We start from the raw sequence: 22,336 nt of genomic DNA, 5'->3' as shown, positions 1-22,336 counted from the left end.
TTGCCCCTGGCCCCTATCGTCGAACACTCCACCCGCGTTACCTCAACCGATTAACCCAACGGCGGTGCCCGTACGACCCTGTGGGTTTTTGGCGCTATGGGCGAAATGCCCCGGGGTGGGTCTGCTCCCGCACCGACACGAACTGCTGCCGCACGGCCTGACCCACAGCCAGTTGGTCGCCCGGCTCCAGGATCTGTGCGGCCGGCCCCGGCCAGACCGGCGGGGTGCGCGGGTCGAGTGCACCCTGCGACACACCGAGCGCCCACGCGGCCTGCCGGGCCGCTCCGATCGCCGCGTAGTCCGCGGGCTGCGGTACGACGACCTGCACGCCGAACAGCGAGGGCGCCGCGGCCTGCACGGCGGGCAGCTCGGCGGCCTGGCCCAGCAGGAAGATCCGCCGCACCTCCACACCCCGCCCGCGCAGCACGTCCAGCGCGTCGGCCAGCCCGCACAGCATGCCCTCGAACGAGGCCCGCGCCAGATGCTCGGGCTTCATCGACTCGCGCCGCAGCCCGGCGATGGTGCCGGCGGTGTGCGGCAGACTCGGCGTCCGCTCACCCTCCAGGTACGGCAGGAGCACCAGCCCGTGCGACCCCGGAGTCGACTTCATCGCCAGCTCGGACAGGCTCTCCAGGTCCGGCAGACCGAGGAGTTCGGCGGTGCCGCGCAGGGTGCGTACGGCGTTCAGGGTGGTGACGACCGGCAGGTGCATGCCGGTGGCGTCGGCGAGGGACGTGATCATCCCGGCCTGGTCGGCGAGCGCCTCCGGGTGCACGGCCATCACGGACCCGGAAGCCCCGAGCGACACGACCGCGTCCCCGAGCCCGATCCCGAGCCCGAACGCGGCGGCCATGGTCTCCCCGGTGCCGGCCGAGATCAGCAGCCCCTCCGGGGTCGTACCGGCCGCGTCCGCCGGGCCGATCACCTCGGGCAGCATCGCCTGGTGGCCGAGCGCCAGCTCGACCAGGTCGGGCCGGTAGCCGCCGGTGGCGGCGGACCAGTACCCGGTGCCGGAGGCTCCGCCGCGGTCGGTGGTCCGGCGCACGGGCCGCCCCAGCAGCTGCCACACCAGCCAGTCATGAGCCTGCAGCAGAGCGGCGATCCGGTGCGCGTTCTCGGGTTCGTTCTTCGCGAGCCAGCGCAGCTTGGTCACCGGCTGCGCGGCCTGCGGCACACAGCCGACCGCCTGCGCCCAGGCCTCCCGGCCGCCGAGCGCGTCGATGAGATCGGCCGCCGCGACCTGCGCCCGCTTGTCGCCGCCGACCAGCGCCGGACGCACCGTGTTGCCCTGCGCGTCCAGCGGGACCAGCGCGTTCTGCTGCGAGGAGACCCCGATGGCCTGCACGCCCTCCAGCAGGCCGCCCCCCGCGGCCTCGCCCAGGGACAGCAGCCAGGCCTGCGGATCCACGTCGCTGGGCCGCCCGCCCGCGCCTTCCGGTGCTTCCACCGGATGCGGGGCGTACCCCTGCCTCAGTACGGCGCCCGTGTCCGCGTCGCAGACGACGATGCGCGTGAAATCGGGCGAGCTGTCCAACCCGGCGACTATCCCCATGTCCAAAATTCTGCCGTATCGCTGCGCTTGCTTTGGCCGTGGGCGCCGTGGGAGTTGTCGTGTTCGGCGCCGATAGGTTCAGCTACGTGTTGCTCGTGCCCCAGTCGTCCTCCGGGAAGCCGTTGGTGTTGCGTTCGCGCAGGGAGCGGACGCGTTGGGTCACCGAGTCGGGGACGTGGTCGCCGACCTTGTGGGTGACCGTGTGGAAGGCCTTGCCCGCGTACACGCGGCCCTGCTGGGCGGCGGTCTCCGCGGTGTTGCGTACGGCGGGGTTCTGCGCGATCTGACGAGCGGACTTCTTCAGCTGCTCGTAGCGCTCGCGTCCAGCCCTCGTGCCGAGTACGTAACCGAGGGCCATTCCGGCGACGAACGTGAGCCGGTAGCGCATGGCTGTCACCCTTCCCTGGGGTAGGTGTGTGGTGCGGCGTCGGGACCGGGGGGAACCGATTGGCGGAGCACCCCCCTGCTTGCGCTAATGTATGTGTCGCAGCGAGCGCCCGCCGCCTGGCGAACACCCAGGTAGGTACGTTCGATGCAACGAGGCGATCCTCCGTAGCTCAATTGGCAGAGCAGCCGGCTGTTAACCGGCAGGTTACTGGTTCGAGTCCAGTCGGGGGAGCTTCGGTCCTCCGTAGCTCAATTGGCAGAGCAGCCGGCTGTTAACCGGCAGGTTACTGGTTCGAGTCCAGTCGGGGGAGCACGCTGAACGAGGACCCTTCGGGGTCCTTTTTCATGTCCGCGGGAACCACGGCGCGCGCGCCGAAGTCCTCAAGGTCAGGAAGCAGCGCAGAAGCCGACCATCCGAAGCAGGAGATCGTATGAGCGGCTATGCTGCGGCAGACGGCGCGCACACATGTACGCGACACGCCGCTATGGGGCGGTAGCTCAGCCGGTTAGAGCAGCGGACTCATAATCCGTCGGCCGTGGGTTCGAGTCCCACCCGCCCCACCAGGCGCTACACGCGCAGAAGCGTTTCTACCTGCGGAGATGTAAGGGCGAGGGTCGCCACGCCAGCGTGGCGACCGCCGTTCACTCCCTCAGGTCAAGATCCAGGGGACACGCAGGGGACACGGTCAGGCGACATGCGAGTCATGGCCGGAATTGGTTGTATCGCCTGATTGGCGCCGTGGGTGGAAGGCGTCGAGCGAGGCCTCGGCTCTGGGCTGCCTCTTCCGTGCGCCGGGGCGCCACAGTTCCGGGGCGGGCACATCGGCGGTCGGCGTGTTCGTGCTGGAGCGCCCGCACTCCGCTGCCGGCTCGGCCCACCGCTACGAACGGGACGAGCAGTTGGGTGCTCTCCGTCGGCGGCGTCGCCACATTTTGGGCCGGTGATGGTTCTTCGGACCGAGTCAGTAGTGGTATCGAGCCTGGACGATGATCAACTCATCGTCGGTCGGCTTGTACACGAGTCGGTGCGTGTCGTCGATTCTCCGAGACCAGTAGCCCGACAGGTCACCCTTCAGGGGCTCCGGCTTGCCGATGCCCTTGAAGGGATCGCGCGTGGTGTCGTCGATCAGCTTGTTGATGCGCTTGACCATCTTGCGGTCGCTCTCGGCCCAGTAGGTGTAGTCCTCCCAGGCGTGGGACGTGAACGAGATCTTCACGCACGCTCCGCGTCGGGGTCGATCAGCGCGCGATTCTGGGCCTTGCCGGCCTCTGCCTCGGCGATGGAGTCGAGCAGGCGGCGGGCGTTCTTGGGGGAGCGCAGGAGGTGCACTGTCTCGGTCCAAGAGCTGAAGTCCTCTTCGGACATGAGCACGGCGTTGCCCTTGCGGGAAGTGATGTGAACCGGAGCGTGATCCTCGTTGACCTGCTCGATCAGCGGGAACAGGTTCTGACGCGCCTCGCTGGCGGTGATGGACATGGTTGCTGCCCCCTTTCTCGACTTGTACAAGATATAGTACGAGTCTTGATCGTGTCCACAGATCCCGGCGCGTCCGCTGGAGTGGTGTATCGAAGCCACTCAGTGGTCTCGTTTGCGGCCATGCAGTGGGTTCGGTGGGCAGGGCGGCCTGTCTCGCCGTTTTCTGTCCCGATCGGGTAGAGGCGGGCCTTGGCCGGCAAGGTCAAGTCCCATGTAGCGGGGGCCTCCACCCACTCGTCGTTCAGCTCGGTCGGTACCGCGCCTTCCGCGGTTGAATACCGGTGTGGCACGGAAAGTGGTGGGATTCGACGAGGACGATCTGAGGGCGCTGGCCGGAGCTCGGTCCTTCGAGCGGGGGCTGGGGTATCTGGACGCGGTGAGCGGTCTGGAGGTTGGGGAGGGCTCGGTCACCGCTGTGGTACACGGTACGGATGTCTACGAGGTGGAGCTCACCCTCGGCGGCGAGGAGGGGATCTCGGGATGGTGCGGCTGCCCGTACGGACGGGAGGCCAACTTCTGCAAGCATTGTGTGGCGGTCGGGCTGACCGTGCTGCGGCGGGCGAAGGCGATCCCGCATCAGCAAGCCGCCGCACAGGCGCGGTCTTCCGCCTTGGAGGCGTGGCTTTCGGCGCTGTCACGTGACGAACTCCTGGCGCTGGTGCGGGAGCAGGTTGCCGAGGACCGGGAGCTGCGTCGGCGCTTGGAGCTGCGGGCCGCTGCTGCTCGTTCCGACCTCGGTACGGTCCGGGATCGGATCATCGCCCTGATCGATCCACGGCCGTTCGCCCGGTACGGGTACATCGAGTACGCGGATGCCTCCGGGTATGCGCGGCAAGTCGCCGAGGCGGCGAGCGCCCTGCGTGCCTTGGCCGCCGACGGGCAGGCGGCACAGGCGGTCGGTCTGGCCGAGGAGGCGATCCGGGTGTTGGGGGAGGCGTACGGGGAGATCGACGACTCCGATGGTGTGGTCTGGGAGGCCGCCGCCGCGGTGGCCGAGGCCCATGTGGAGGCCTGCGGGGTCGCCCGCCCCGATCCGGATCGGCTGGCCGAGTGGCTGGTTGGCACGGTGCTCGACGACAGCAACGACGTGACCGACCTGGATCCGCTCGACTATGCCGACGTGCTGGGGCCGAGCGGACTGGCCCGCATGCGGCAGCTGACGGCCGAGGCGCTCAGGCGCGGGCCGTCCGGCTGGGCGGCGCGGTACCTGATGGAACGCCTGGTCAAAGCAGAGGGCGACGTCGACGCGCTGGTCGCCCTGCATGCGCAGGACCTCGACCCGTCCGGTGCCACTCATCTGCGTATCGCCGAGGAGCTGGAATCGGCGGGACGTGTGGACGAGGCGCTCGCCTGGGCGGAGCGCGGACTGCGAGAGTGCGCTGCCGAGACATACATCGATGGCCGCCTGGTCGACTACGTGTGCGTGCGGTACGCGCAGACGGGGCGGGCTGCCGACGCGGTCGCGGTGCGCCGAAACCGGTTCCGTCTCGAGCGGTCCCTGGCCGCCTACCGGCAGCTGCGCTCCGCCGCCCGGGCTGCGGACTGCTGGGAGGCCGAGCGCGCGGCGGCGCTGGCCACCTTGGAGGAGGACGCCCGTCGTGAGCGCGGCGGCCGGTACGGCGGGCCCGTGCTGATCGACGCGCTGCTCGACGACGGCGACCTGGACGCCGCCTGGCGGGAGGCCGCCGGTCACGCCGACGACCGGCAGTGGGCGCAGCTCGCCGACCTGTCGCGCGAGACGCGCCCGGCCGAGGCGCTCGGCGTGTACCTGCGGCTGGTCGAGCGGTCGAAGGAGCCGACGGGTGACCGCGCCTACGAGCACCTGGCGTGGCTGCTCCAGGCTGCCCGTGACTGCCATCGCGCGCTGGGGACCGAGGACGCGTTCACCCTGTTTCTCGCCGACCTGCGGATGGAACTGAAGCGCAGGCGGAAGCTGATGAGCATCCTTGACCGGCACGGGCTGTGAAAGGGCTCCGGCAGAGGCCTCATCGGCGATGGGAGAACGACCGGGACAGGGGCCGGCTCTCCCCGTCGGAAGGCAATTCCGCTGCCGGAGGGTGGTGAAAAGGGGCCACCCCATTACTCGACCTGGGCTGATGCAGCTCGACGTCCCCAGTTCCCCTCACGGGAGGGCTCTGCGGACCGTCAGGGGACACGCAGGGGACGGAAGGACCCGGAAAAATCAGGAAGGCCGACGCGGAGCCAGAACGGCAAAGTGCCTCTGACCTGCGGTTATAGGAAAGACGAAGTAAGAGCCGGAACCAGACGGCTCCGTGCACGGAATGGACCAGCTCTTTCCCCGGCGCCGCAGATCGGCTAGGGCTCACGCCTGCACGCCAGGGGCCGCCGCGCATTGCCCCGCCATTGGTCGTCGGCGCCTGCCCCATGGGGGTGTCTTCGGTGACCGCTTCGAGCCGGGAACGAAAGGCTCTCACGGGGGAATCGCCGCTTGCTGCGGTCGGCCGGTCTTGAGTGGGCCGGTGATCCAGGAGCCGCCCTGACTGGAGGGGAGGTCGAGTACGGACATCGCAGTCGGCACTTACAGCGAGATCTTGTGTCGAGCCTGGTGTACGAGCCATTTGACTCAAAGGCATGACCCACTAGTGTGTCGGCACACGCCTTCATTGCCGGAGAAGGGGACCCGCGGTGACCACGTCTGTCAGCACTCTGGGGCAGCGCCTGCGCGCGTTGCGGCGTGAGCGGGGCCTAAGTCAGAGCGATCTGGCCGGAGGCGCGGTCTCCGCCAGTTATGTGTCGTTGATCGAGTCCGACCGCCGCACTCCGGAGCCGCCGGTGGTCGAGCTGCTGGCCGAACGCCTGGGCACGACCGTGGAGTACCTGCTGACCGGCCGGGACCGCGCCGAGCTCAACGAACGCCGACTCCGACTGCGCTTCGCCGAGCTGGCGCTCGCCAACGGCGCCGCCCTCGAGGCCAGGGACCGGCTGCTCGACCTGGCTCAGGAGAGCGACCCGGAACTGCGCTGGGAGATCCTGTGGGCGCTGACCCGGGCGTACGAGGCACTGGGCGAGACCGACCGGACGCTGGACGGGGTCGAGCGGCTGATCGACGCCGCCCGGCGGGGTGAGACGCTGCCGGTCGGACTGCTGCCGCTGCTCACGCAGCGATGTCGGATCCTCAGCGAGGCCGGCGACTTCGGCCGGAGCATCGAACTGGGCGAACAGGCGTTGCAGGAGGTGCGCCTACTGGGCCTTGAGGGCACCGACGACGAGATCCGGCTCGCTTCCACGCTGGTCGCCGGCTACTGGGGCCGCGGTGACCTGGCGACCGCGCAGCGGCTGGTCTCCCGGGTGATCGAGCGGGCCGAGCGCAACGGCTCGCGCCGGGCGCGCGGCTCCGCGTACTGGAACGCGGCGTTGGTCGCCGAGGCCCGCGGTGATCTCGCACTCTCCTTGGGGCTGGTGGAGAAGGCCCTCGCCCTGATGGCCGAGGACGACTCCGAGCACAGCCTGGCCCGGCTGCGCCTGACCTACGCCTGGCTGCTGCTGCGAGCTGAACCGCCGGAGCTGGAGCAGGCCGGGCCATTGCTGAACCAGGCGTACGAGGTGCTCGTGCGGGTGTCGGACACCGGTGACCTGGCCGCATGCGAGACGGAACTCGCCCGCCTGGAACTGCTGTCGGGCCGCCCCGCGGACGCCGTCGGCATCGCGCTGCGCGCCATGGGCAGGCTGGAGACCCGCAAGGCGGTCGAGGCGGGCCGGGCTCGCTGGGTGCTCGGCCTGGCGATGGTGTCGGACGGCCGGACCGCTGCCGGGATCGAGGAGTGCCGGACGGCCGCCGAGGAACTCCAGTCACTGGGGGCCCAGCTCGAGGCCGCCCAGGCGTGGCGTGAGGTCGCCGAACTGCAAGCCCGTCACATCGGCGCGGACCAGGCCCTGGAGGCATACCGCCGGATGGCGGACTGCGTCCGGGTCAGGCCTCCGACCCGGCTGCCGGACCCGGACGCCGGCGGACCCCGCGAGCTGAAGTCCGCGGCGGCCGGTGCCGCGGCCGACGGTCTCGCATCAGCCCGCGCCCGGGACAGCCACGCAGGCCACTGACCACGCGCAGTAGGCCGACTTGCCGTGCCGCCACGCCCCACACCGGCCTCATCCCTGTGGGACGTGGTGGGGAGCTCAGCCCGGGAGCACGTCCTGTCCGATGATCTTGCAGCACGGACCCGGGCCGTCCGCCTTGGCCTCGACGGTCGTCGTACCCGGCGTGGAAGCCGGCAGGGCCGCTGTCAGAACAGCGATGACGAGCGTTGCCATCGCTTGTCCGACCTGTGTCCTAGTCATGTCATTTCCTCCCCCGATACGGGCCCAGTCATGGCCCTCAGCTGAACGTCAGCGACGATCGCGCAGTCAAGTTCTCCCGTCAACTCGGTCGCTCGGTACTTCATGGGCATTTCACATAGGGCTGCACCGGCATCTCTCGTCAAGCTTCTGAGCTGCACTTTTGTGGCCCTGGCGGGTGGGGTGGTGGAGTGGGCCCGTCCATCTTGGCGGTCTTCTCACGCTGTTCGTTGAGTCGAGAAGTTCCTTGACTCGCTCCTCGCGGGCTGTGTACGTTCGAGACGAAGCCGCAGCGATGACCAGATCGCCTGAAGGGCTTTTGTGCCTGTGATTGCAGTACGGGGGAGGCACCGAACCTTCGAACCATGGGTGTGTTCTGCCCGACCTCCCTCTCACGACGCTGTCGGAAACGCGGCGAAAGTCCAGTGAAGAAGGGTTGTCAATTCACCATGTCCAAGCTTGACCGCGCGCGTCTCGAAGCGCTGGCCGCGGAACTCCTGGAGAAGCAGTTCGCTCGCGTACCCAAGCTCCGCGAGCTGCACCGCGGGGAGTGGATCGACCGCGACTACTACGTTCGGCACATCACCGAAACGGTTCTGCGCATCCGCCTGAACAACGAGGTCGACAGCTACGCCCTCTACAAGGTCGGTTCCCAGGACGACAACCTGGCCGCCAAGCTCGCCCGCTACCTCGCGGAGGAGTTCGGGCACGAGAACATGTTCACCAAGGACCTGCGGAAGTTCGGACTGACCGTCGACGAGCTCGACGCCACGCCGGTCTTCCCCTCCACCGCCAAACTCATGGGCTACCTGCGGCTGGAGGCCGACCGGTCCGGTCCGGCGCCCACCACGATCTGGGACTGGTTCGTGGAGTGGTACTCCGACCGCTACAACCCGGTCATCACCGCGAAGGCCGAGCAGGAGTTCGGCAAGGAGTACGTGCACGGCACCCGTGCGCACCTCGCCTTCGACGAGGACCACGACCACGACGAGCTGATGTTCCGCACGGTCTCCCGCGCCGTCGAGAAGTTCAGCACTCCCGAGCAGGCCGAGGTGTACCTGACCGTCTTCATCGACCTCATCGGCGACTACTTCAGCGAGCTGTACGAGTCCACGGTCGGGGCACGCGAAGCAGTGCCGGCCGGAGTCTGACATGACGACCGACCTCCGCGACGCGCGACCCGGCCGAGTGCTGGTCGTCGAGCCGGTCTCGTCCGGGACGGCGCTGCTGAGCGCCGCCCGGGACCTGGGGCTGCAGACCGTGGTGGCGTCCTTCGACGCCGACGACCGCCGCCTGCCGGACCGGGTCCGGCAGGACATCGACACCCTGGTCACCGTCGACACCAACGACGAGACCGCCCTCACGCAGGCCGCGATCCGGCTGCACGAGGACGGCGGCCTGCTCGGTGTCCTGCCGGGCTTCGAGTTCTACGTCCCCGTGGTCGCCCGGCTCGCCGCCCGGCTGGGTCTGGCCGGGGTCGCGGAGGACTCGGTCGAGCAGGTCCGTGACAAGACCGCGATGCGGCAGCGGATCGACGCCGCCGGGCTCCGGGTGCCGCGGTGGGCCCCGGCGTCGTCGGCCGCCGAACTCGACGCCGCCGCCGATCACGTGGGCTTTCCCTGCGTCCTCAAACCCACCGACTCGGCCGGCAGCGTCCACGTCAGCCGCGCCGACACCCGCGCCGGACTCCACCGGGCCTACCGCCTCCTGGCCGCGGACTCCCGCCCGGATCTGGGCCGCCGGCTCGACGGCCGGGTGCTGGTGGAGGAGTACCTCGACGGGCCGGAGGTCTCCGTCGAGGGTTGTGTGAGTGCCACCGGTGAGGTGGTCATCGTGGCCGTCACCCGTAAACTCCTCGGACCCGAACCGTACTTCGTGGAGCTGGGCCACATCGTCCAGGCCGGGCTGAGCACCACCGAGCGGGACGCCGTCGAGGCGTATGTCACCGAGGTGGTCGCCGCGCTCGGGGTGCGGGTCGGGCCGTTCCACTGCGAACTGCGGCTGCCCGGCGGCGAACCCGTGCTCATCGAACTCGGCGCACGCATGGGCGGCGACCACATACCCGACCTGGTGCGGCTGGCGACCGGCATCTCCCTGCCCCACCTCGCGGTGGCCGCGCACACGGGTCTGCCGCTGGATCCGGCCCGGCTGCCGACCGGCGTCCCGGCGACGGCGCCGCGCGCCAAGCACGCCGGCATCCGCTTCTTCACCGCGCCCGGCCGCTCCAGCTACCGCACCGTCTCAGGCCTCGCGGACCTGCGGGCCCGGCCCGAGGTGCTGGACGTCGAGCTGTATCTGGCGCCAGGTGAGCCGATTCCGCCCGCGCACGACTTCCGCTGCCGGATCGGGCACGCCGTCTACACCGCCGACTCGTACGCCGACGCCGTCGAGTTCGGGCACCTCATCGACCGTGGAGTGAGCTTTGAGTAACGCCGCATCCCTGCCCGCGTCCGATTCCCTGCCGCTGCTCCTGGTCATCAACCGGTACGACGACGAGTTCGGCGAGTACCACCGCTTCGTACCGGACGGCACCCACCGGCTGGCCTACCTCACCACCGAGGACGGCCTGCCGCCGCTGGACCGTGACACCGCCGTGGCGACCGTCGTCGTACCCGACCTGGAGTACACCACCCTGCTGCCGCACGCCCGGCGCATCGCCGAGGCGCACGGACCGCTCGCCGGCATCGTCGGCGTCTCCGAGTTCGACCTGCTCACCGCCGCCGAACTGCGCGCCGCCCTCGGCGTCCCCGGCTGGAGCACCGACTACGTCACCCGCTTCCGCGACAAGACCGTCATGAAGCGGTGGATCGGCTACGCGGGCATCCGCGCCCCCCGCTACCTCGGACTGACCGCCGCCGCCACCGCCGCCGCAGTCCTGGCACCCGACGCGGGACTGCCCGGCCTGCCGCTGATCCTCAAGCCACGCGACGGCGCCGCCTCCAAGGGGGTCCGGCTGGTCCGCAGCGAGGGGGAACTCGCCGCGGCACTGGGGGACATCGGCCCCGAGGCCCTCCAGGGGTACGAGGCCGAGGAGTACGTCGAGGGCCGGATCCACCACGTGGACGGCATCCGCAGCGGCGGCCGCTTCCACTTCGTCACCGTCTCGGAATACGTGAACACCTGCCTGGACTTCAACGGCGGCACCCCCCTCGGCTCCGTTCTCCTCGACCGCGGCCCCCTCCACGAGCAGCTCACCGGCTTCGCCGCCGACTGCCTGGACGCCCTGGAACTGTGGGACGGCCCCTTCCACCTGGAGCTGATCCTCACCGAGACCGGCGAGCCGGTGTTCCTGGAGGTCGGCCTGCGCCCCGGCGGCGCCGGCGTGCCCTTCCTCCACCGCGACCTGTTCGGCATCGATCTGTACTGCGAGGCCGTCCGCACCACGATCGGCCTGCCGCCGCTCACCGACGAGGCCGTGCTGCGCGGCACCGAGGCCTCCGGCGGCTGGCTGGTCTTCCCCGAACCCCGGCCCCTGCCCGCCCGGGTCACCGCCCGTGACTCCCTGGTCGGCTTGGTCCCCGAGGTGTATGCCGAGGCGCTGCCCGAGGTCGGCCACGTGTTCGACGGCGACGGCGGCTACGACCACGCCGGCGGCCGCTTCCTGCTGCGTGGTACCGGCCAGGCCGCGGTGCGCCGGGCCGTCCAGGAGGCCATCGTCCGCTACCGGCTGGTGGCCGAACCCGCCGCAGTGGAGGTCGGCGCGTGAGCGAGCTGCGTTTCCACTGGGGCTCCGCGCTGGACGACGGCCAGGAGAAGACTGCCCAGAAGTACGCCTCCGACGTCCTGGACCTCGATGGCGCCATCGACTTCACCCGGGAGGCCGACGAACTCGGCGTCGACTCCCTGCTGATGGCGCAGAGCTTCGACCTGCCGGATCCGCTGCCCATCATCGGGACCTTCATGCGCGAGACGCGGAGGCTGAAGTTCATCCTGGCCTACCGGCCCGGCCTGCTCTCGCCGACCCTCTTCACCCAGGTCGTCAACACCCTGTCCTGGATGTCCGGCGGCCGCATCTCGCTCAACATGATCGCCGGCATCTCCCCGGCCGAACAGGCCTACTACGGTGACTTCCTGCCGCACGACGACCGCTACGCCCGCGCCGCCGAGTTCCTGGAGATCGCCCACCGCTTCTGGCGGGACCCGGCCACCCCCTTCGACTACGAAGGCGCCCACTACCGGGTGAAGCAGGCCCAGTTGGGCCTGGGATACCACGGCGGCGGCCGTCCCGAGATCTACGTCAGCGGCGCCTCGGCCGTCGCCCAGGCGAACGCCGTCAGATACGGGGACTGCTGGTTCCGGTACGCCGACGTCCCGGAGGCGGTCGCGAAGTCCGCCGAGCCCGTCCTCGCACAGGGCTGCCGGGTCGGCCTGCGCATGCAGGTGCTGGCCCGCGAGACCCGCGAGGAGGCCCTGGCCGACCTGGCCACGGTCGTCGCCGGCGGCGATGAGAAGCACCGCGAGTGGGTCGCCGAGTTCGTCGAACAGGGCGACTCCCAGGCCGTGAAGAACTCCTTCCGCCTCGCCGAGGAGGCCGGGCACGGCTGGCTCGACCCCGTGCTGTACTCGGGCGTCGTCGCCTACCGCGGCGGCCCGGCGCTGTGCCTGACCGGAAGCTACGCGGAGATCGCCGAGGCCCTTCTCGCGTACAAGGCCGCCGGTGTCGGCGAGTTCATCCTCTCCGGCTGGCCCGCCCGTGACGAGATGCGGCGCTTCTTCACCCGCGTCCTTCCCCTGGTACGCGCACTCGAACAGCAGGAGGAGCTCGAACAGCAGGAGCCGACCGGGTCCGTGGCCGAACGGCAGACGGTCTGATGGCAGGCGAACGGGCCCGGCGCTCGCTCTTCTCGAGCGGCGTGCTGATCGGGCTCATGGCCCAGCAGATCGTGCTGTTCGCCGTACCACTGATCATCTACCGCGACACCGGCGGGGTCACCGCGCTGGGCCTGGCCTACGCGCTGGAATGGCTGCCCAACCTGGTGGCCTACCCCTTCGCCGGGGTGCTCGCCGACCGCGACGGCGGGGTCCGGCTGTTCTCCCGGGCCAACCTCGCCCGGGCCGCGCTGCTCGGCATCGCGGTGGTGCTCTGCCTGACGCTGCCCGGCTGGTCCACACCGGTGCTCCTGGTCAACGGCGCCCTGCTCTCCACGCTGATGGCGGGTGTCCACATGTCCGTGGAGAAGGTCGTCCCGCAGATCGCCGAGGGCGAGAACCTGGTGAAGACGCAGTCCCTGGTGCAGAACATGGAACTGCTCGCCATGGCGCTCGGTCCGGGTCTGGCGGTGGTCGCCGTCCTCGTCCTGGGCAAGGTGGGGCTGCTGGGCCTGGCCGGCGCCATGTTCGCCACCGCCGCGGCCTGCTGGCTGCCACTGCCCCGGCACCGCCCCGAGCCGGCTGCGCGGACGGATGCCGAAAGCTCCGGCGCCCTGCGGGACTCCGTGGCCGAGATACGCCAGGGCTGGCGGCTGCTGGTCGGCAACCGGCCCGTGCTGATGCTCGCGGGCTTCAACTTCCTGATCAACCTGGTGGCTTCGGTCGCCCTGGCCACCAACGTCGCTGTCGTCACAGGTGTGTTCAAGGCCCCCGAGTCGACCTTCGCCCTGCTCAACACCTGTGTCGGCGTCATGGGCCTGATCAACCTCCTGCTCACCCCGCTGCTGCTGCGGCGGTTCCATGTCAGTGCGCTGGGCGTGATCGGGTTCACCGGGCTGTGCGGCGCGCTGCTGCTGCTGGGTCTCGCGTCGTCTCTCGTCGTCTACGCGGTGGGGTTCGTCGGGATGTGGGTCGCCGCCGCGTACTTCAACGTCTACAACCGCACCCAGCGGGTGAAGGCCATCCCCCAGGAGCACCTGGGCAAGGTCACGGGCTCGTTCTTCATCGTGAACGACCTGTCCTTCCCGCTCGCCGGAGCACTCGTAGCGGTCGCCGGTGACGCGATCGGGCCGCAGCGGCTCACCGCCGTACTGACCCTGCCTCTGGCGTTGTTCGGGGTGGTGTTCCTGCCGCTCACCATCCGTGGTTTCCGACGGGCCCTGGCGAACCGCCCGACCGGTGCGGAGCCGGCGGCGGCCACGACCACGGCCGTGACGGGAGGGCAGGCGTGAGCGCCCCGGCCCGCCGCCCGGCGGCACCGCTGGACCAGGACACGTTCCGCGAGGCCATGTCCCATCTGGCCACGGCCGTGTCCATCGTCACCACCACCGACGACCACGGGCGCCGCTGGGGTTTCACCGCGGGCTCCGTCGTCTCCGTCTCCCTCGGCCCACCGCTGCTGCTGGTCGGCGTGGACAACCGCTCCAGCTGTCTGAACGCCCTGACCGGCTCCCGCGAGTTCGCCGTCAACGTCCTGGGGGAGCGCCACCGCCACCTCGCCACCCTCTTCGCCCGGCACGGCGCCGCCCGCTTCGACGGCGCCGACGCCCACGCGTTCGGCCCCTGGCCCGGCTCCCAGGACGGCCCGCCGCTGCTCGCGGGCACCAACGCGGCCTATCGCTGCACCACCGTGAACAGCGTGCCGGCCGGCGACCACCACCTTGTCATCGGCCAACTGACCGGTCTGGTCACCCACGAGCGGGCCGAGCCACCACTCGTCTGGTACCGCAGAGCCTTCGTCACCACGGGAGATCCCCAGCAGTGAACACATCCGCCCGAGGCGGGCGCCGGATCGTCATCACCGGCGCCCCCTTCCCCGAGCCCTCGGTCCGTGCGCTGCACGCCGCCGGCTTCGAGGTCACCACGGCCCCCGGCGATCTCGACGAGCAGGGGGTGATCCAGGCCCTCGACGGCGCCTGGGGATATGTCCTCGGCGGCAGCGAGCGGCTGTCCGCCAAAGCCTGGGACCGGCTGCCGGACCTGGCCGTCGCCTGCTTCCTCGGCACCGGATACGGCTCCTTCATGGAACTGCCCACGGGCCCCTCGCCCATCCGCTTCGCCAACACACCGCACGCCAACGCGGTCGCGGTCGCCGAGATGTCCCTCGCCCACATCCTCGACCTCGTCCGGGCCGTCACCCGCACTGCCACCGAGGTCGCCGAGGGGCAGTGGAGCGAGCGGCCCACTCCTTCCCTCGCCGGTGCCCGCCTGGGCATCGCGGGCATGGGCCACATCGGCCGTGAGCTGGCCCGGATGGCGCACGCCGCCTTCGGCACGGAGATCCTCTACTGGAACCGTACGCCCCGGCCCGAGCTGGCGGCACTGCCCTACAAGGCGGTCGCGTCCCTCACCGACCTCTTCCACTCCGCCGACGTGGTGAGCCTCAACCTCGCCCACGAACCCGGGGTGAACGACGGCGTCATCGCCGCCGAACACCTGGGCGCGCTGGGTCCCTCCGGATACCTGGTCAACTGTTCGCGCGCCGCGCTGGTCGACCCGGCGGCTCTGCGGTCCGCCCTGGCCGAGGGCACCATCGCGGGCGCGTCCATCGACGGCTATTACACCGAGCCCACCCCGTCCCCCGCCGACGACCCCCACGGCCTGCTCGCCTTCGCCCCGACCCGCCTCCTCGTCACACCCCACAGCGGCTTCCACAGCACGCAGGCGATGGCCCGGATGGCCGAGATGGCGGTGGAGAACCTGCTGGCCGTGCGGCGCGGCGAGGTTCCGCCGCACGCCGTACCCGGGTAACCGGCTTCCACCCGCTTCGCGGCGGTGGCGGCCGGCACCTTACGCAGAGCGGTCCACCGACAGGCCCGAGCCGCTCAAGCGTCAAGACATCGCCCGTACTTGGCTTGGACATGTTCTGTCCTGGGCACGGACCTCCTACGAGCCGCCGCGGGGCGGCGCAGGCAGAAGGAGGGCGTCATGGACCGTCGGATCCGGGTACGTGTCAGTCGTCGGCCCGCCGCCCCGCGCGGGCAGGAGATCGACCGCAGGACGCCTTCGGGGCGCATCCTGCCGTACTGACGACCACAGGTCACGGGCCGCCTCAGGCGGCCAGCGGGTCGAGGAGCAGTGGCTCGATCCGGCCCTCCATCATGGCCCCGAGACCCTGTACGGCGCACACGTCGGGCCGTTCGGCGATGTATACCGGGATGCCGGTCGCCTGGCGCAGCATCTGGTCCAGGCCGGGCAGCAGCGCGGAGCCGCCGACCATCGTCATCCCGCGCTCGGCGACGTCGGCCACCAGGTCGGGCGGGCAGTCGCGCAGCACCTTGCCGATCCCGTCCAGGACCGCCGTCAACGGGGTCTGGATGGCGTCGCGCACGGCGGCGGTGTCGACGTGCACGCTGCGCGCGAGCCCGGTGGCCACGTCCCGCCCGTGGATCTCCGTCGAGGCCGGTCCGTGCGGGGTGAGCCCGTTGCCGGACAGGGCGAGCTGCAGCGGCCGTACGGCCCGGCTGGGCAGCATCAGCTCGTGCCGGTGCCGCAGATGCTGCACGATCGCGTGGTCCACGGCCTCCCCGCCCACCGGGATCCGCTCGGCGACCACGATGGACCCCAGCGACAGCACGGCCACCTGCGTGGCCGCCGCCCCGCACACCATGATCATGCTGGCCTCCGGCTGCTCCACGGGCAGCCCGCACCCCACCGCGGCCGCGATGAGCGTGTCCACCAGCTCCACCCGCCGCGCACCCAGCCCGACCAGCGTCTCGATCGTCGCCCGCTGGGCCAGCGGGTCCGCGCCGTGCGGGGTGCAGGCCGCCGCGCGCAGCCGGGGCTTGCGGCGCAGCCACTTGCGCATCTTGTCGCCGAGCAGGTGGCGCAGCATGCGCTGGGCCATCTCGATGTCGACGATCGTGCCGCCGGAGACGGGCCGCTGGACACTGATGTAACCCGGTGTCTTCCCGGTCATCTGCTCCGCGAACTCGCCCACCGCGATGAGGGCACCGGTACGCGTGTTCACGGCCGCGACCGAGGGCTGGTCGACGACGAGACCGGCACCCTTCACATACACCCGGGTACGGGCCGCACCCAGATCGACGCCGAAGTGGCAACGGCGCAGCTGCTCCAGACTGACGGTCACGGCGGATCCTCCCGAGTGCGCGGGCTTTGCGGCCGGACGGCGGCTTCTTTCGCATCCTCTGGGGGATTTCGGCGGCGCGCCTGCGGGAGGGGGCCGGGCGGGGCGCGGCTGAATGGGGGGTTTCAGAGGGAGCGGGCGGCTTCCAGCAGGGTTTCGAGGGACGAGACGGTGACCTCGCTGCCCTCCTCGCGCAGGTGCCGGCGCCCGGCGGAGGTGGGGGCGTATCCGACGAAGGGGAGGCCGAGCTGCTGGGCGGCGGTGAGTTCGGCGATCGAGGAGCTGATCAGGACGCCCGCGGCGACCGGTGTGCCCTGGGCGTCCAGCGCGCGCTGAAGGCAGTCGGGGTGGGGCATCAACAGGCCGAGGTCGTCGCGGCGGCAGTGGATCCCCGTCAGGGGCAGACGGTAGGGCTCCAGGTAGCGGCGGACGGCCTGTGCGCCCACGTCCGTCACCACGCCGACGCGACGGCCGGAATGGTGCAGGGCGCGGACGAGCGCCACGGAGCGGTGTGTCGTGGGCGCGTCGGGAACGGCATCCAGTTCGAGGTCGTCGAGGCGCGCCCGCAGCTGGGGGCCGAGCGGGTCCTGGGCGAAGGCGCGCAGCAGGTCCAGCGGATGCACGAACGTCTCCCGGCCGGCGGCGCCCGCGACGGCCGGCGGCCGGCCCCGCAGCGCTTCTTCGGGGTCGCGGTGCTCGGCGACGACGGACAGCAGGTCGAGGACCGCCTCACGTGCCGTCTGCGCCGAGAACAGCCGGGCGAGGGGACCGTCGAAGCCGATCAGCACGGTTTCGGCGTCGGCGAGCACGGACGACAGCCGACGCCGCGACGGAGCCGGCTGCTCCGGCACCGGCGCGGACATCCCTTCCGGGGTCAGCTGCACGGTGTACGACACCGACAGACCCGGCACCGGCCAGCTGCGCACTCCCGCGTTCACCGCCCGCTGGGCCGCGCCGGCCCGGCGCAGCGGATGACGGCGGGTGATGCGGACCGCCGCGTCGCGCAGATGCTCCAGCAGAAGCCCGAAGATGCCGACGGTCTCACCGCGGACGAAGGCGACCGGATCGTCGACATGCCAGGACAGTTCCACCGCGGCCGTGAACGCGCCCTTGCCGGAACTGGGCAGAGAGACCGTGTGACGAGCCTGCTGCGGGGTGAGGTCGACCGAGTAGCAGGTCTCCGGGCGGGGCGGCCGCGTGCCGTACGGCTGGACCGGGTTGAGCAGCGTGAACGGGCCGTCCGGCCGCGTGTGGACGATGGCCGTGCGGCCCGGGGTGGGGATGCCGAGCTGGTGCAGGTCGTGCGTGATGAAGGGGCCCTGGACCAGGTCGTGTTCCGTCGGTTCGGCGGACGCCGGCCCGAGGAAGCAGTACCAGGCGCTCGGCGGGGTGTCCGTGGAGTCGTCGGGAAACAGCGGCCTGAAGCGCACGGAACCCTGGGCTGCGGAACTGGCGGCGAAGTCCTCGTACAGCGCGGGTGGTACGACGACCATCACGTCCCAGGCCGCGTTCGGCGTCCGGTCGTAGAACTGCCCCCCGAACGTCACCCGGAGACGCGGAGGATCGGTCAGGCGGGCCAGCGCATGCGGGAGTTCGCGCAGGACGGCCACCAGGACGGGGAGCAGAAAGACGCCGGGCTCGATACGCACGAGGTAGCCGTCCGGGCCGACGAGCACCGCGTACTGGCGGGGAGTGAGGGAGCCGCGAGCGAGGATCTCGTGCACCGTGGCTTCGAGGGTGATACGGGCTTCGGGGCGGCCGGTGAGTTCGTCGGTCCTGAAGTGGATCTCGGGGCGGTTGTCGACGGGCTCTTCGGCCAGGACGCCGAGCGTACGGCGCAGGGCGACGAGGTCGGCTCGGGCGTCCCGGGCAGCCGGGCCCGGAACCCCGTACAGCGGCTCCCCCCGCCACAGCTCCAGTGCGTCGACGGCCAGTGCGCCTGCGAGCCTCAGGTCTCCGGCGGCGCGGGCCTGCTGGGCTTCGATGGCCAGCAGGCGGAAACGGAAGAGGTCGATGTCGTCGGGGGCCAGGACGTGGTCGAGGCGGAGGGCGTAGCCGTTCTCGGTGGTGAGGGCGTCGGGGCCGAGGAGGTGGTGGAGGCGGGTGAGATACGAATCCGGCAGGTGGGTGCCGGCGGACGGGACGGGCGGGTCCCAGATGCCGGCGGCCAGTTCGCTCCAGGTGGCCGGCCGGCCCTTCCGCAGCAGCAGGATGAACAGGAGGGCCTGCAGATCGGGATCCTCGATGACGAGCGGGCGGCCGTCGCGCGTCACCTGGAGCGGGCCCAGCAGGGAGAAGCCGAGGGTGCGCTCCCGGTGCGGGGGCGGACGCAGGAGCCGGTCGGCGCCGCGCAGCTGGGTCTCCAGGCTGTCGGAGAGGAGTTCCGTGACGGCCGTGTCCAGTTCCTCTTCGAGCTGTCGGGGAAGGGACAAGTTCTCCAGCGGCAGCGGGAGTTGATGGTCGGTGGACGGGCCTCGGTGCATGGCGCGCACGATGTGCCCCAACGCCCTTAGATCGTCCCCGCGGCCTCCGATGCCGAAGGAGCTGACGTCCAGGACCGGCCCGCGCGGTGTGAGGATGACGTGCGACGCGACCAGCCCCCCATGCGGCCCCGCCTGCGCGTGCAGGGCGTTCACGGCCTCGACGAGAGAGGGGACGAGGGCGACGAGTTCGCCTGCGGGCAGGCCGTGCGGTGCGCTCTTGAGCCGCTGGTACAGACTCCTGCCGTCGACGAACTCCCGGACCAGGTAGGGAACATCGCCGTCCGTGCCGTAATCCCTGACGGCCGCGATCCCCGGATGGTCGACCTGGCTGAGCCGCTGGGCGATGTCCGCGAAGCCGATGCGGAGCCAGTCCGGCGGACGCAGGTACAGCCGCACCAGGACCGTCTCGTCCCCCCGCCGGGTGTCCTGAGCGACCCAGTCCGTGCCCTGCGATCCTGTCGGTCTGACCAGCAGGTACCGCCCCGCGAGCAGCCCGCCTCGCCCGGCGGAACCGGACAGCCGCCGCAGGCTGTCCTGGCTGACCGTCGCGAACGCCTCGCCCTCCACGTCGGTGCCGGTGCCGGAGGGCGCCGCCGTCGAGGCCCGGAACTCGCCCGGCGCCCGCCCCGCTCGCCTGTCGATCACTTCGCCGATGCGGTCCAGGAGTTCGGTGGTGCGATGGCGGGCGGTGCGCGGCAGGCTGAGCAGGAGCAGGTCCCGTACGCCGTCCCGGAAGGCGTAGGAGCCGGGCGGGCCGCCGGGGACGGTGGCGAGCATGCCGCTGAGGATGACCTCGGCCAGGTGCTGGGGGCGCGGATCCGGTTCGAGGGCGGCCTGGACCAGGCGCATGACGGGCAGGTCGGGGCGGCCCACCGCGAGATGGCCGGCCAGCCGGAACGCCTCGGGGGAGGCGGTCGCCCGGAACCGCAGGACCAACTCCTCGGCGGACAGCAGACCCACGTCCGTACGGTCACCGGAGCGGGCCGGCAACGGACGGCCCAACTCGGCGACCGCGGCCGGGAACTCCGCGCCGCCGGCCGTCGTGAGCAGCGCGGCCCAGTGCGCCAGCCACGCCGGCTCGGACTCCAGCACGGGGAGGGGGACGGCGTCGTGGCTCTCCTGCGGGCCCCGCGGCCCGTACGGCACCGCGGAGTCGTAGGACTCGTGGTGCTCATGGTGCTCGTGCCGCTCCTGCCGTTCGTACGGCGTGAACGTGAGCGCCGCCGCGGCGGCCGCGGGGTGCGGTGCCGACAGACGGCCCGGCGTCGTCGGCAGGGCTGTGTCCCGCCACAGATGTTCCGGGAGGGGCTGTACGACGGCCAGGGGCATGCGGCGCGCCCAGCGGAGCAGGGTGTCGTGCCAGAGGGTGCCGGCGGGACCCTCCCGCCACTGCGGGCCCATGCAGTCGCTGATCACGAGGGTGGCCGTGCGGCCGTCGGCGGGGGCGTGCGCGCCGTGGCCGTGGACCGTGCCGTCGGGTGCGGCGCGCAGGAGCGTCACGGTGCGGAAGATGCCCGACTGGGCGAGTGCCGTGTGCAGTTCGTGGACGAGGGGCCGCCACACGGGCATCGTCGGCCCGGTGTCGTACACCAGGTTCAGCCGCAGCCAGCGCTCCTGGGCGGGGCGCAGCACCGGCAGCCAGAACTCGGGGGCCGCGCCGATCCGGGCGATGCGGTCGGCCGTCGCCCGCTCGTCCAGCCGGTGACCGGAAGGGGCGTCGGTACGGCGCTTGAGGGGGCGCAGGGCGCGTTGCAGACCCAGCGGGTGGCGGAGCATCGGGGGTGCCGGTGCCAGCAGGGAGGCATGCCTGCCGGGTCCGGAGGGGGTGCGGGACGGCAGGTGGAGCGGGACGCGGGGTGGATCGTGGGGTGGATTGTGGGGTGTGGTCGGGGCGGGATCCGGTGCCGTCGGGGTGGCCGGGGGTTGCTCCTGCGGGGGCCGGGGCTGCTCCTGCGGTAGGTCCGGGGCGGGCGTCGGAGCCGAGGTCCGCCGCTCCTCGTCGGCCGGCTCCAGCTGCCGGGCCAGCCACAGCAGTTCCGCCAGCTCCAGCGGGGTCGGGCGCACGCCGTCCGCCGCCGCGGCCAGGACGTCGGCCAGGCGGGCGAGCGGGTCCGGGGAGCCGGGACGGTCAGAAGGCATCGGAGCGCTGGGCCTCGCCGAGGTAGGGCATGAGCTGTTCCGCCAGCTCGTCCAGGGAGGCCGCCGGCAGGTCGGAGGAGCGGGCCAGGTAGATCGCGTTGAGCAACTGGTCGGTGGCCAGGTCGCCGCCGCTCGCGCGGGACAGGAACCGGTCGATCAGGTCCCGCGCGTAGCCGTCGGGTTCGCCGTCGAAGTGGGCGCGGACGATGTCGGCGAGGTGGAAGTCGTCGGGCTGGCGCAGCCGCAGGGTGACGCAGCGGCGCAGGAAGGCGGGCGGGAACTCGCGCTCGCCGTTGCTGGTGAGGACGACGAAGGGGAAGGCCCGGCAGCGGACCCGGCCGCGGTCGACCGGCACGCGTTCGTGGGTGCCGTCGACCATGACCATGGCCTTCGGGTCCTCGCCCCGGGACCCGGACGACCGGACCAGCTCGGGAATCTCGTACTGGCCTTCCTCAAGGACGTTCAGGAGGTCGTTGGGCAGGTCCAGGTCGCTCTTGTCGATCTCGTCGATGAGCAGGGCGCGGGGGCGGGCGTACGGGAGGAGGGCGGTGCCGAGGGGGCCGAGGCGCAGATGGTCCTCGATACCGGATTCGGGGATACCGGATCGGGGTGCGGTGGTGCCGAGGGCGCGGGCGGCCGCCACCTGGCGGGCCGCGTACAGGCGGGAGAGGGGGTCGTACTGGTACAGGCCGTCGTGCAGGGTGCTGCGGCTGGTGATGTTCCAGCGCAGCACCGGGCCGAGCTTCAGCTCGCGGGCCACCGCGTAGGCCAGGGAGGACTTGCCGGTGCCGGGCGGGCCGGTGACGAGAAGGGGGCGACGCAGGTAGAGGGCCGCGTTGACCAGCTGGACGGTCTGCGCGGTGGCCCGGTAGGTCGCGGCACGGTGGGCGCGGTCGGGTGAGGTGGCCGCGGTGTCGGCGTCGTCGGCGGGGGTGTCCAGCTCGGGGCCGCCGTCGAAGGCCCGCCAGGGCGGGGGAGCGGGCAACTCGGTGATGCCGTCGTGCGGCTCCTTCGTGCCGGTGTACACGGGCCACAGGGGCATGGGTTCG

Annotated in this window: 17 protein-coding genes and 3 tRNA genes; 12 read left to right on the top strand and 8 right to left on the bottom strand. The window is 71.3% G+C overall.

Annotated features, from left to right (window positions below):
* Positions 1-94: 94 nt before the first annotated feature.
* Both ACFYZZ_RS11990 and ACFYZZ_RS11985 read right to left on the bottom strand, forming a co-directional pair.
* Positions 95-1,552: an FGGY-family carbohydrate kinase gene (locus ACFYZZ_RS11990; protein WP_389174215.1), complete on the bottom strand. Its 1,458-nt coding sequence runs from the start codon at positions 1,550-1,552 to the stop codon at positions 95-97.
* 82 nt (positions 1,553-1,634) lie between these two features.
* Complete coding sequence (locus ACFYZZ_RS11985; protein ID WP_389174213.1) at positions 1,635-1,940, bottom strand: YtxH domain-containing protein; 306 nt, start codon at positions 1,938-1,940, stop codon at positions 1,635-1,637.
* A 158-nt stretch (positions 1,941-2,098) separates the two neighbouring features.
* On the opposite strand from ACFYZZ_RS11985, the gene ACFYZZ_RS11980 reads away from it, so the two are divergent.
* The 3 genes from ACFYZZ_RS11980 (at position 2,099) to ACFYZZ_RS11970 (ending at position 2,503) form a co-directional block, all read left to right on the top strand.
* Positions 2,099-2,171, top strand: a tRNA-Asn gene (locus ACFYZZ_RS11980).
* A 6-nt stretch (positions 2,172-2,177) separates the two neighbouring features.
* A tRNA-Asn gene (locus ACFYZZ_RS11975) sits at positions 2,178-2,250 on the top strand.
* Between the two features lie 176 nt (positions 2,251-2,426).
* Positions 2,427-2,503 (top strand) — tRNA-Ile (locus ACFYZZ_RS11970).
* A gap of 398 nt (positions 2,504-2,901) precedes the next feature.
* Here ACFYZZ_RS11970 and ACFYZZ_RS11965 read toward each other — a convergent pair.
* Together ACFYZZ_RS11965 and ACFYZZ_RS11960 are read right to left on the bottom strand one after the other, a co-directional pair.
* Positions 2,902-3,156 (bottom strand): Txe/YoeB family addiction module toxin, encoded by a 255-nt coding sequence (locus ACFYZZ_RS11965; RefSeq protein ID WP_389174211.1) that lies wholly within the window; start codon positions 3,154-3,156, stop codon positions 2,902-2,904.
* On the bottom strand, positions 3,153-3,416 hold the full coding sequence (locus ACFYZZ_RS11960) for a type II toxin-antitoxin system prevent-host-death family antitoxin (RefSeq protein WP_351228691.1): 264 nt from the start codon (positions 3,414-3,416) through the stop codon (positions 3,153-3,155). The genes ACFYZZ_RS11965 and ACFYZZ_RS11960 overlap by 4 nt, the downstream gene beginning before the upstream one ends.
* A gap of 283 nt (positions 3,417-3,699) precedes the next feature.
* Between ACFYZZ_RS11960 and ACFYZZ_RS11955 the strand changes: the two genes are divergently transcribed.
* A complete protein-coding gene (locus tag ACFYZZ_RS11955) occupies positions 3,700-5,382 on the top strand; it encodes an SWIM zinc finger domain-containing protein (protein ID WP_389174209.1) in 1,683 nt (560 codons plus the stop codon).
* A gap of 680 nt (positions 5,383-6,062) precedes the next feature.
* Positions 6,063-7,475, top strand: a complete 1,413-nt coding sequence (locus ACFYZZ_RS11950; RefSeq protein WP_389174206.1) for a helix-turn-helix domain-containing protein — start codon at positions 6,063-6,065, stop codon at positions 7,473-7,475.
* A gap of 75 nt (positions 7,476-7,550) precedes the next feature.
* On the opposite strand, the gene ACFYZZ_RS11945 is transcribed toward ACFYZZ_RS11950, so the two are convergent.
* Complete coding sequence (locus tag ACFYZZ_RS11945; protein WP_389174203.1) at positions 7,551-7,712, bottom strand: hypothetical protein; 162 nt, start codon at positions 7,710-7,712, stop codon at positions 7,551-7,553.
* A 446-nt stretch (positions 7,713-8,158) separates the two neighbouring features.
* Here ACFYZZ_RS11945 and ACFYZZ_RS11940 point away from each other — a divergent pair, with 446 nt between their 5' ends.
* Genes ACFYZZ_RS11940 through ACFYZZ_RS11910 form a run of 7 tightly spaced genes read left to right on the top strand, consistent with a single transcriptional unit; the run spans position 8,159 to position 15,329 of the window.
* Positions 8,159-8,860 (top strand): hypothetical protein, encoded by a 702-nt coding sequence (locus tag ACFYZZ_RS11940; protein ID WP_389174200.1) that lies wholly within the window; start codon positions 8,159-8,161, stop codon positions 8,858-8,860.
* A gap of 1 nt (position 8,861) precedes the next feature.
* Complete coding sequence (locus ACFYZZ_RS11935) at positions 8,862-10,139, top strand: ATP-grasp domain-containing protein (RefSeq protein WP_389174198.1); 1,278 nt, start codon at positions 8,862-8,864, stop codon at positions 10,137-10,139.
* Entirely contained in the window at positions 10,132-11,415 is a 1,284-nt protein-coding gene (locus ACFYZZ_RS11930; RefSeq protein WP_389174195.1) for an acetyl-CoA carboxylase biotin carboxylase subunit family protein, read from the top strand. The genes ACFYZZ_RS11935 and ACFYZZ_RS11930 overlap by 8 nt, the downstream gene beginning before the upstream one ends.
* Positions 11,412-12,521: an LLM class flavin-dependent oxidoreductase gene (locus ACFYZZ_RS11925; protein ID WP_389174192.1), complete on the top strand. Its 1,110-nt coding sequence runs from the start codon at positions 11,412-11,414 to the stop codon at positions 12,519-12,521. The genes ACFYZZ_RS11930 and ACFYZZ_RS11925 overlap by 4 nt, the downstream gene beginning before the upstream one ends.
* On the top strand, positions 12,521-13,810 hold the full coding sequence (locus ACFYZZ_RS11920; protein WP_389174189.1) for an MFS transporter: 1,290 nt from the start codon (positions 12,521-12,523) through the stop codon (positions 13,808-13,810). The genes ACFYZZ_RS11925 and ACFYZZ_RS11920 overlap by 1 nt, the downstream gene beginning before the upstream one ends.
* On the top strand, positions 13,807-14,343 hold the full coding sequence (locus ACFYZZ_RS11915) for a flavin reductase family protein (protein ID WP_389174186.1): 537 nt from the start codon (positions 13,807-13,809) through the stop codon (positions 14,341-14,343). The genes ACFYZZ_RS11920 and ACFYZZ_RS11915 overlap by 4 nt, the downstream gene beginning before the upstream one ends.
* Positions 14,340-15,329: a 2-hydroxyacid dehydrogenase gene (locus ACFYZZ_RS11910; protein WP_389174183.1), complete on the top strand. Its 990-nt coding sequence runs from the start codon at positions 14,340-14,342 to the stop codon at positions 15,327-15,329. The genes ACFYZZ_RS11915 and ACFYZZ_RS11910 overlap by 4 nt, the downstream gene beginning before the upstream one ends.
* A gap of 301 nt (positions 15,330-15,630) precedes the next feature.
* Here ACFYZZ_RS11910 and ACFYZZ_RS11905 read toward each other — a convergent pair whose 3' ends face one another.
* The 3 genes from ACFYZZ_RS11905 to ACFYZZ_RS11895 form a co-directional block, all read right to left on the bottom strand.
* Positions 15,631-16,668, bottom strand: a complete 1,038-nt coding sequence (locus ACFYZZ_RS11905; RefSeq protein WP_389174180.1) for a rod shape-determining protein — start codon at positions 16,666-16,668, stop codon at positions 15,631-15,633.
* A 122-nt stretch (positions 16,669-16,790) separates the two neighbouring features.
* Positions 16,791-21,287, bottom strand: coding sequence for an SAV_2336 N-terminal domain-related protein (locus tag ACFYZZ_RS11900; protein WP_389174177.1), 4,497 nt, complete (start codon positions 21,285-21,287; stop codon positions 16,791-16,793).
* Entirely contained in the window at positions 21,277-22,329 is a 1,053-nt protein-coding gene (locus ACFYZZ_RS11895) for an AAA family ATPase (RefSeq protein WP_389174175.1), read from the bottom strand. Before ACFYZZ_RS11895 ends, ACFYZZ_RS11900 begins: the two co-directional genes overlap by 11 nt.
* Positions 22,330-22,336: the final 7 nt, after the last annotated feature.

Source organism: Streptomyces sp. NPDC001816 (assembly GCF_042892235.1).
GTDB lineage: Bacteria > Actinomycetota > Actinomycetes > Streptomycetales > Streptomycetaceae > Streptomyces.
This window is presented reverse-complemented; position numbering and strand designations above follow the sequence as displayed.

What these genes read in the sequence shown, in the direction of transcription:
- ACFYZZ_RS11990 (WP_389174215.1), bottom strand. Translation starts at nt 1,552, where the DNA reads ATGGGGATAGTCGCCGGGTTGGACAGCTCGCCCGATTTCACGCGCATC.
- ACFYZZ_RS11985 (WP_389174213.1), bottom strand. Translation starts at nt 1,940, where the DNA reads ATGCGCTACCGGCTCACGTTCGTCGCCGGAATGGCCCTCGGTTACGTA.
- ACFYZZ_RS11960 (WP_351228691.1), bottom strand. Translation starts at nt 3,416, where the DNA reads ATGTCCATCACCGCCAGCGAGGCGCGTCAGAACCTGTTCCCGCTGATC.
- ACFYZZ_RS11945 (WP_389174203.1), bottom strand. Translation starts at nt 7,712, where the DNA reads ATGACTAGGACACAGGTCGGACAAGCGATGGCAACGCTCGTCATCGCT.
- ACFYZZ_RS11940 (WP_389174200.1), top strand. Translation starts at nt 8,159, where the DNA reads ATGTCCAAGCTTGACCGCGCGCGTCTCGAAGCGCTGGCCGCGGAACTC.
- ACFYZZ_RS11935 (WP_389174198.1), top strand. Translation starts at nt 8,862, where the DNA reads ATGACGACCGACCTCCGCGACGCGCGACCCGGCCGAGTGCTGGTCGTC.
- ACFYZZ_RS11920 (WP_389174189.1), top strand. Translation starts at nt 12,521, where the DNA reads ATGGCAGGCGAACGGGCCCGGCGCTCGCTCTTCTCGAGCGGCGTGCTG.
- ACFYZZ_RS11900 (WP_389174177.1), bottom strand. Translation starts at nt 21,287, where the DNA reads ATGCCTTCTGACCGTCCCGGCTCCCCGGACCCGCTCGCCCGCCTGGCC.
- ACFYZZ_RS11895 (WP_389174175.1), bottom strand. Translation starts at nt 22,329, where the DNA reads ATGCCCCTGTGGCCCGTGTACACCGGCACGAAGGAGCCGCACGACGGC.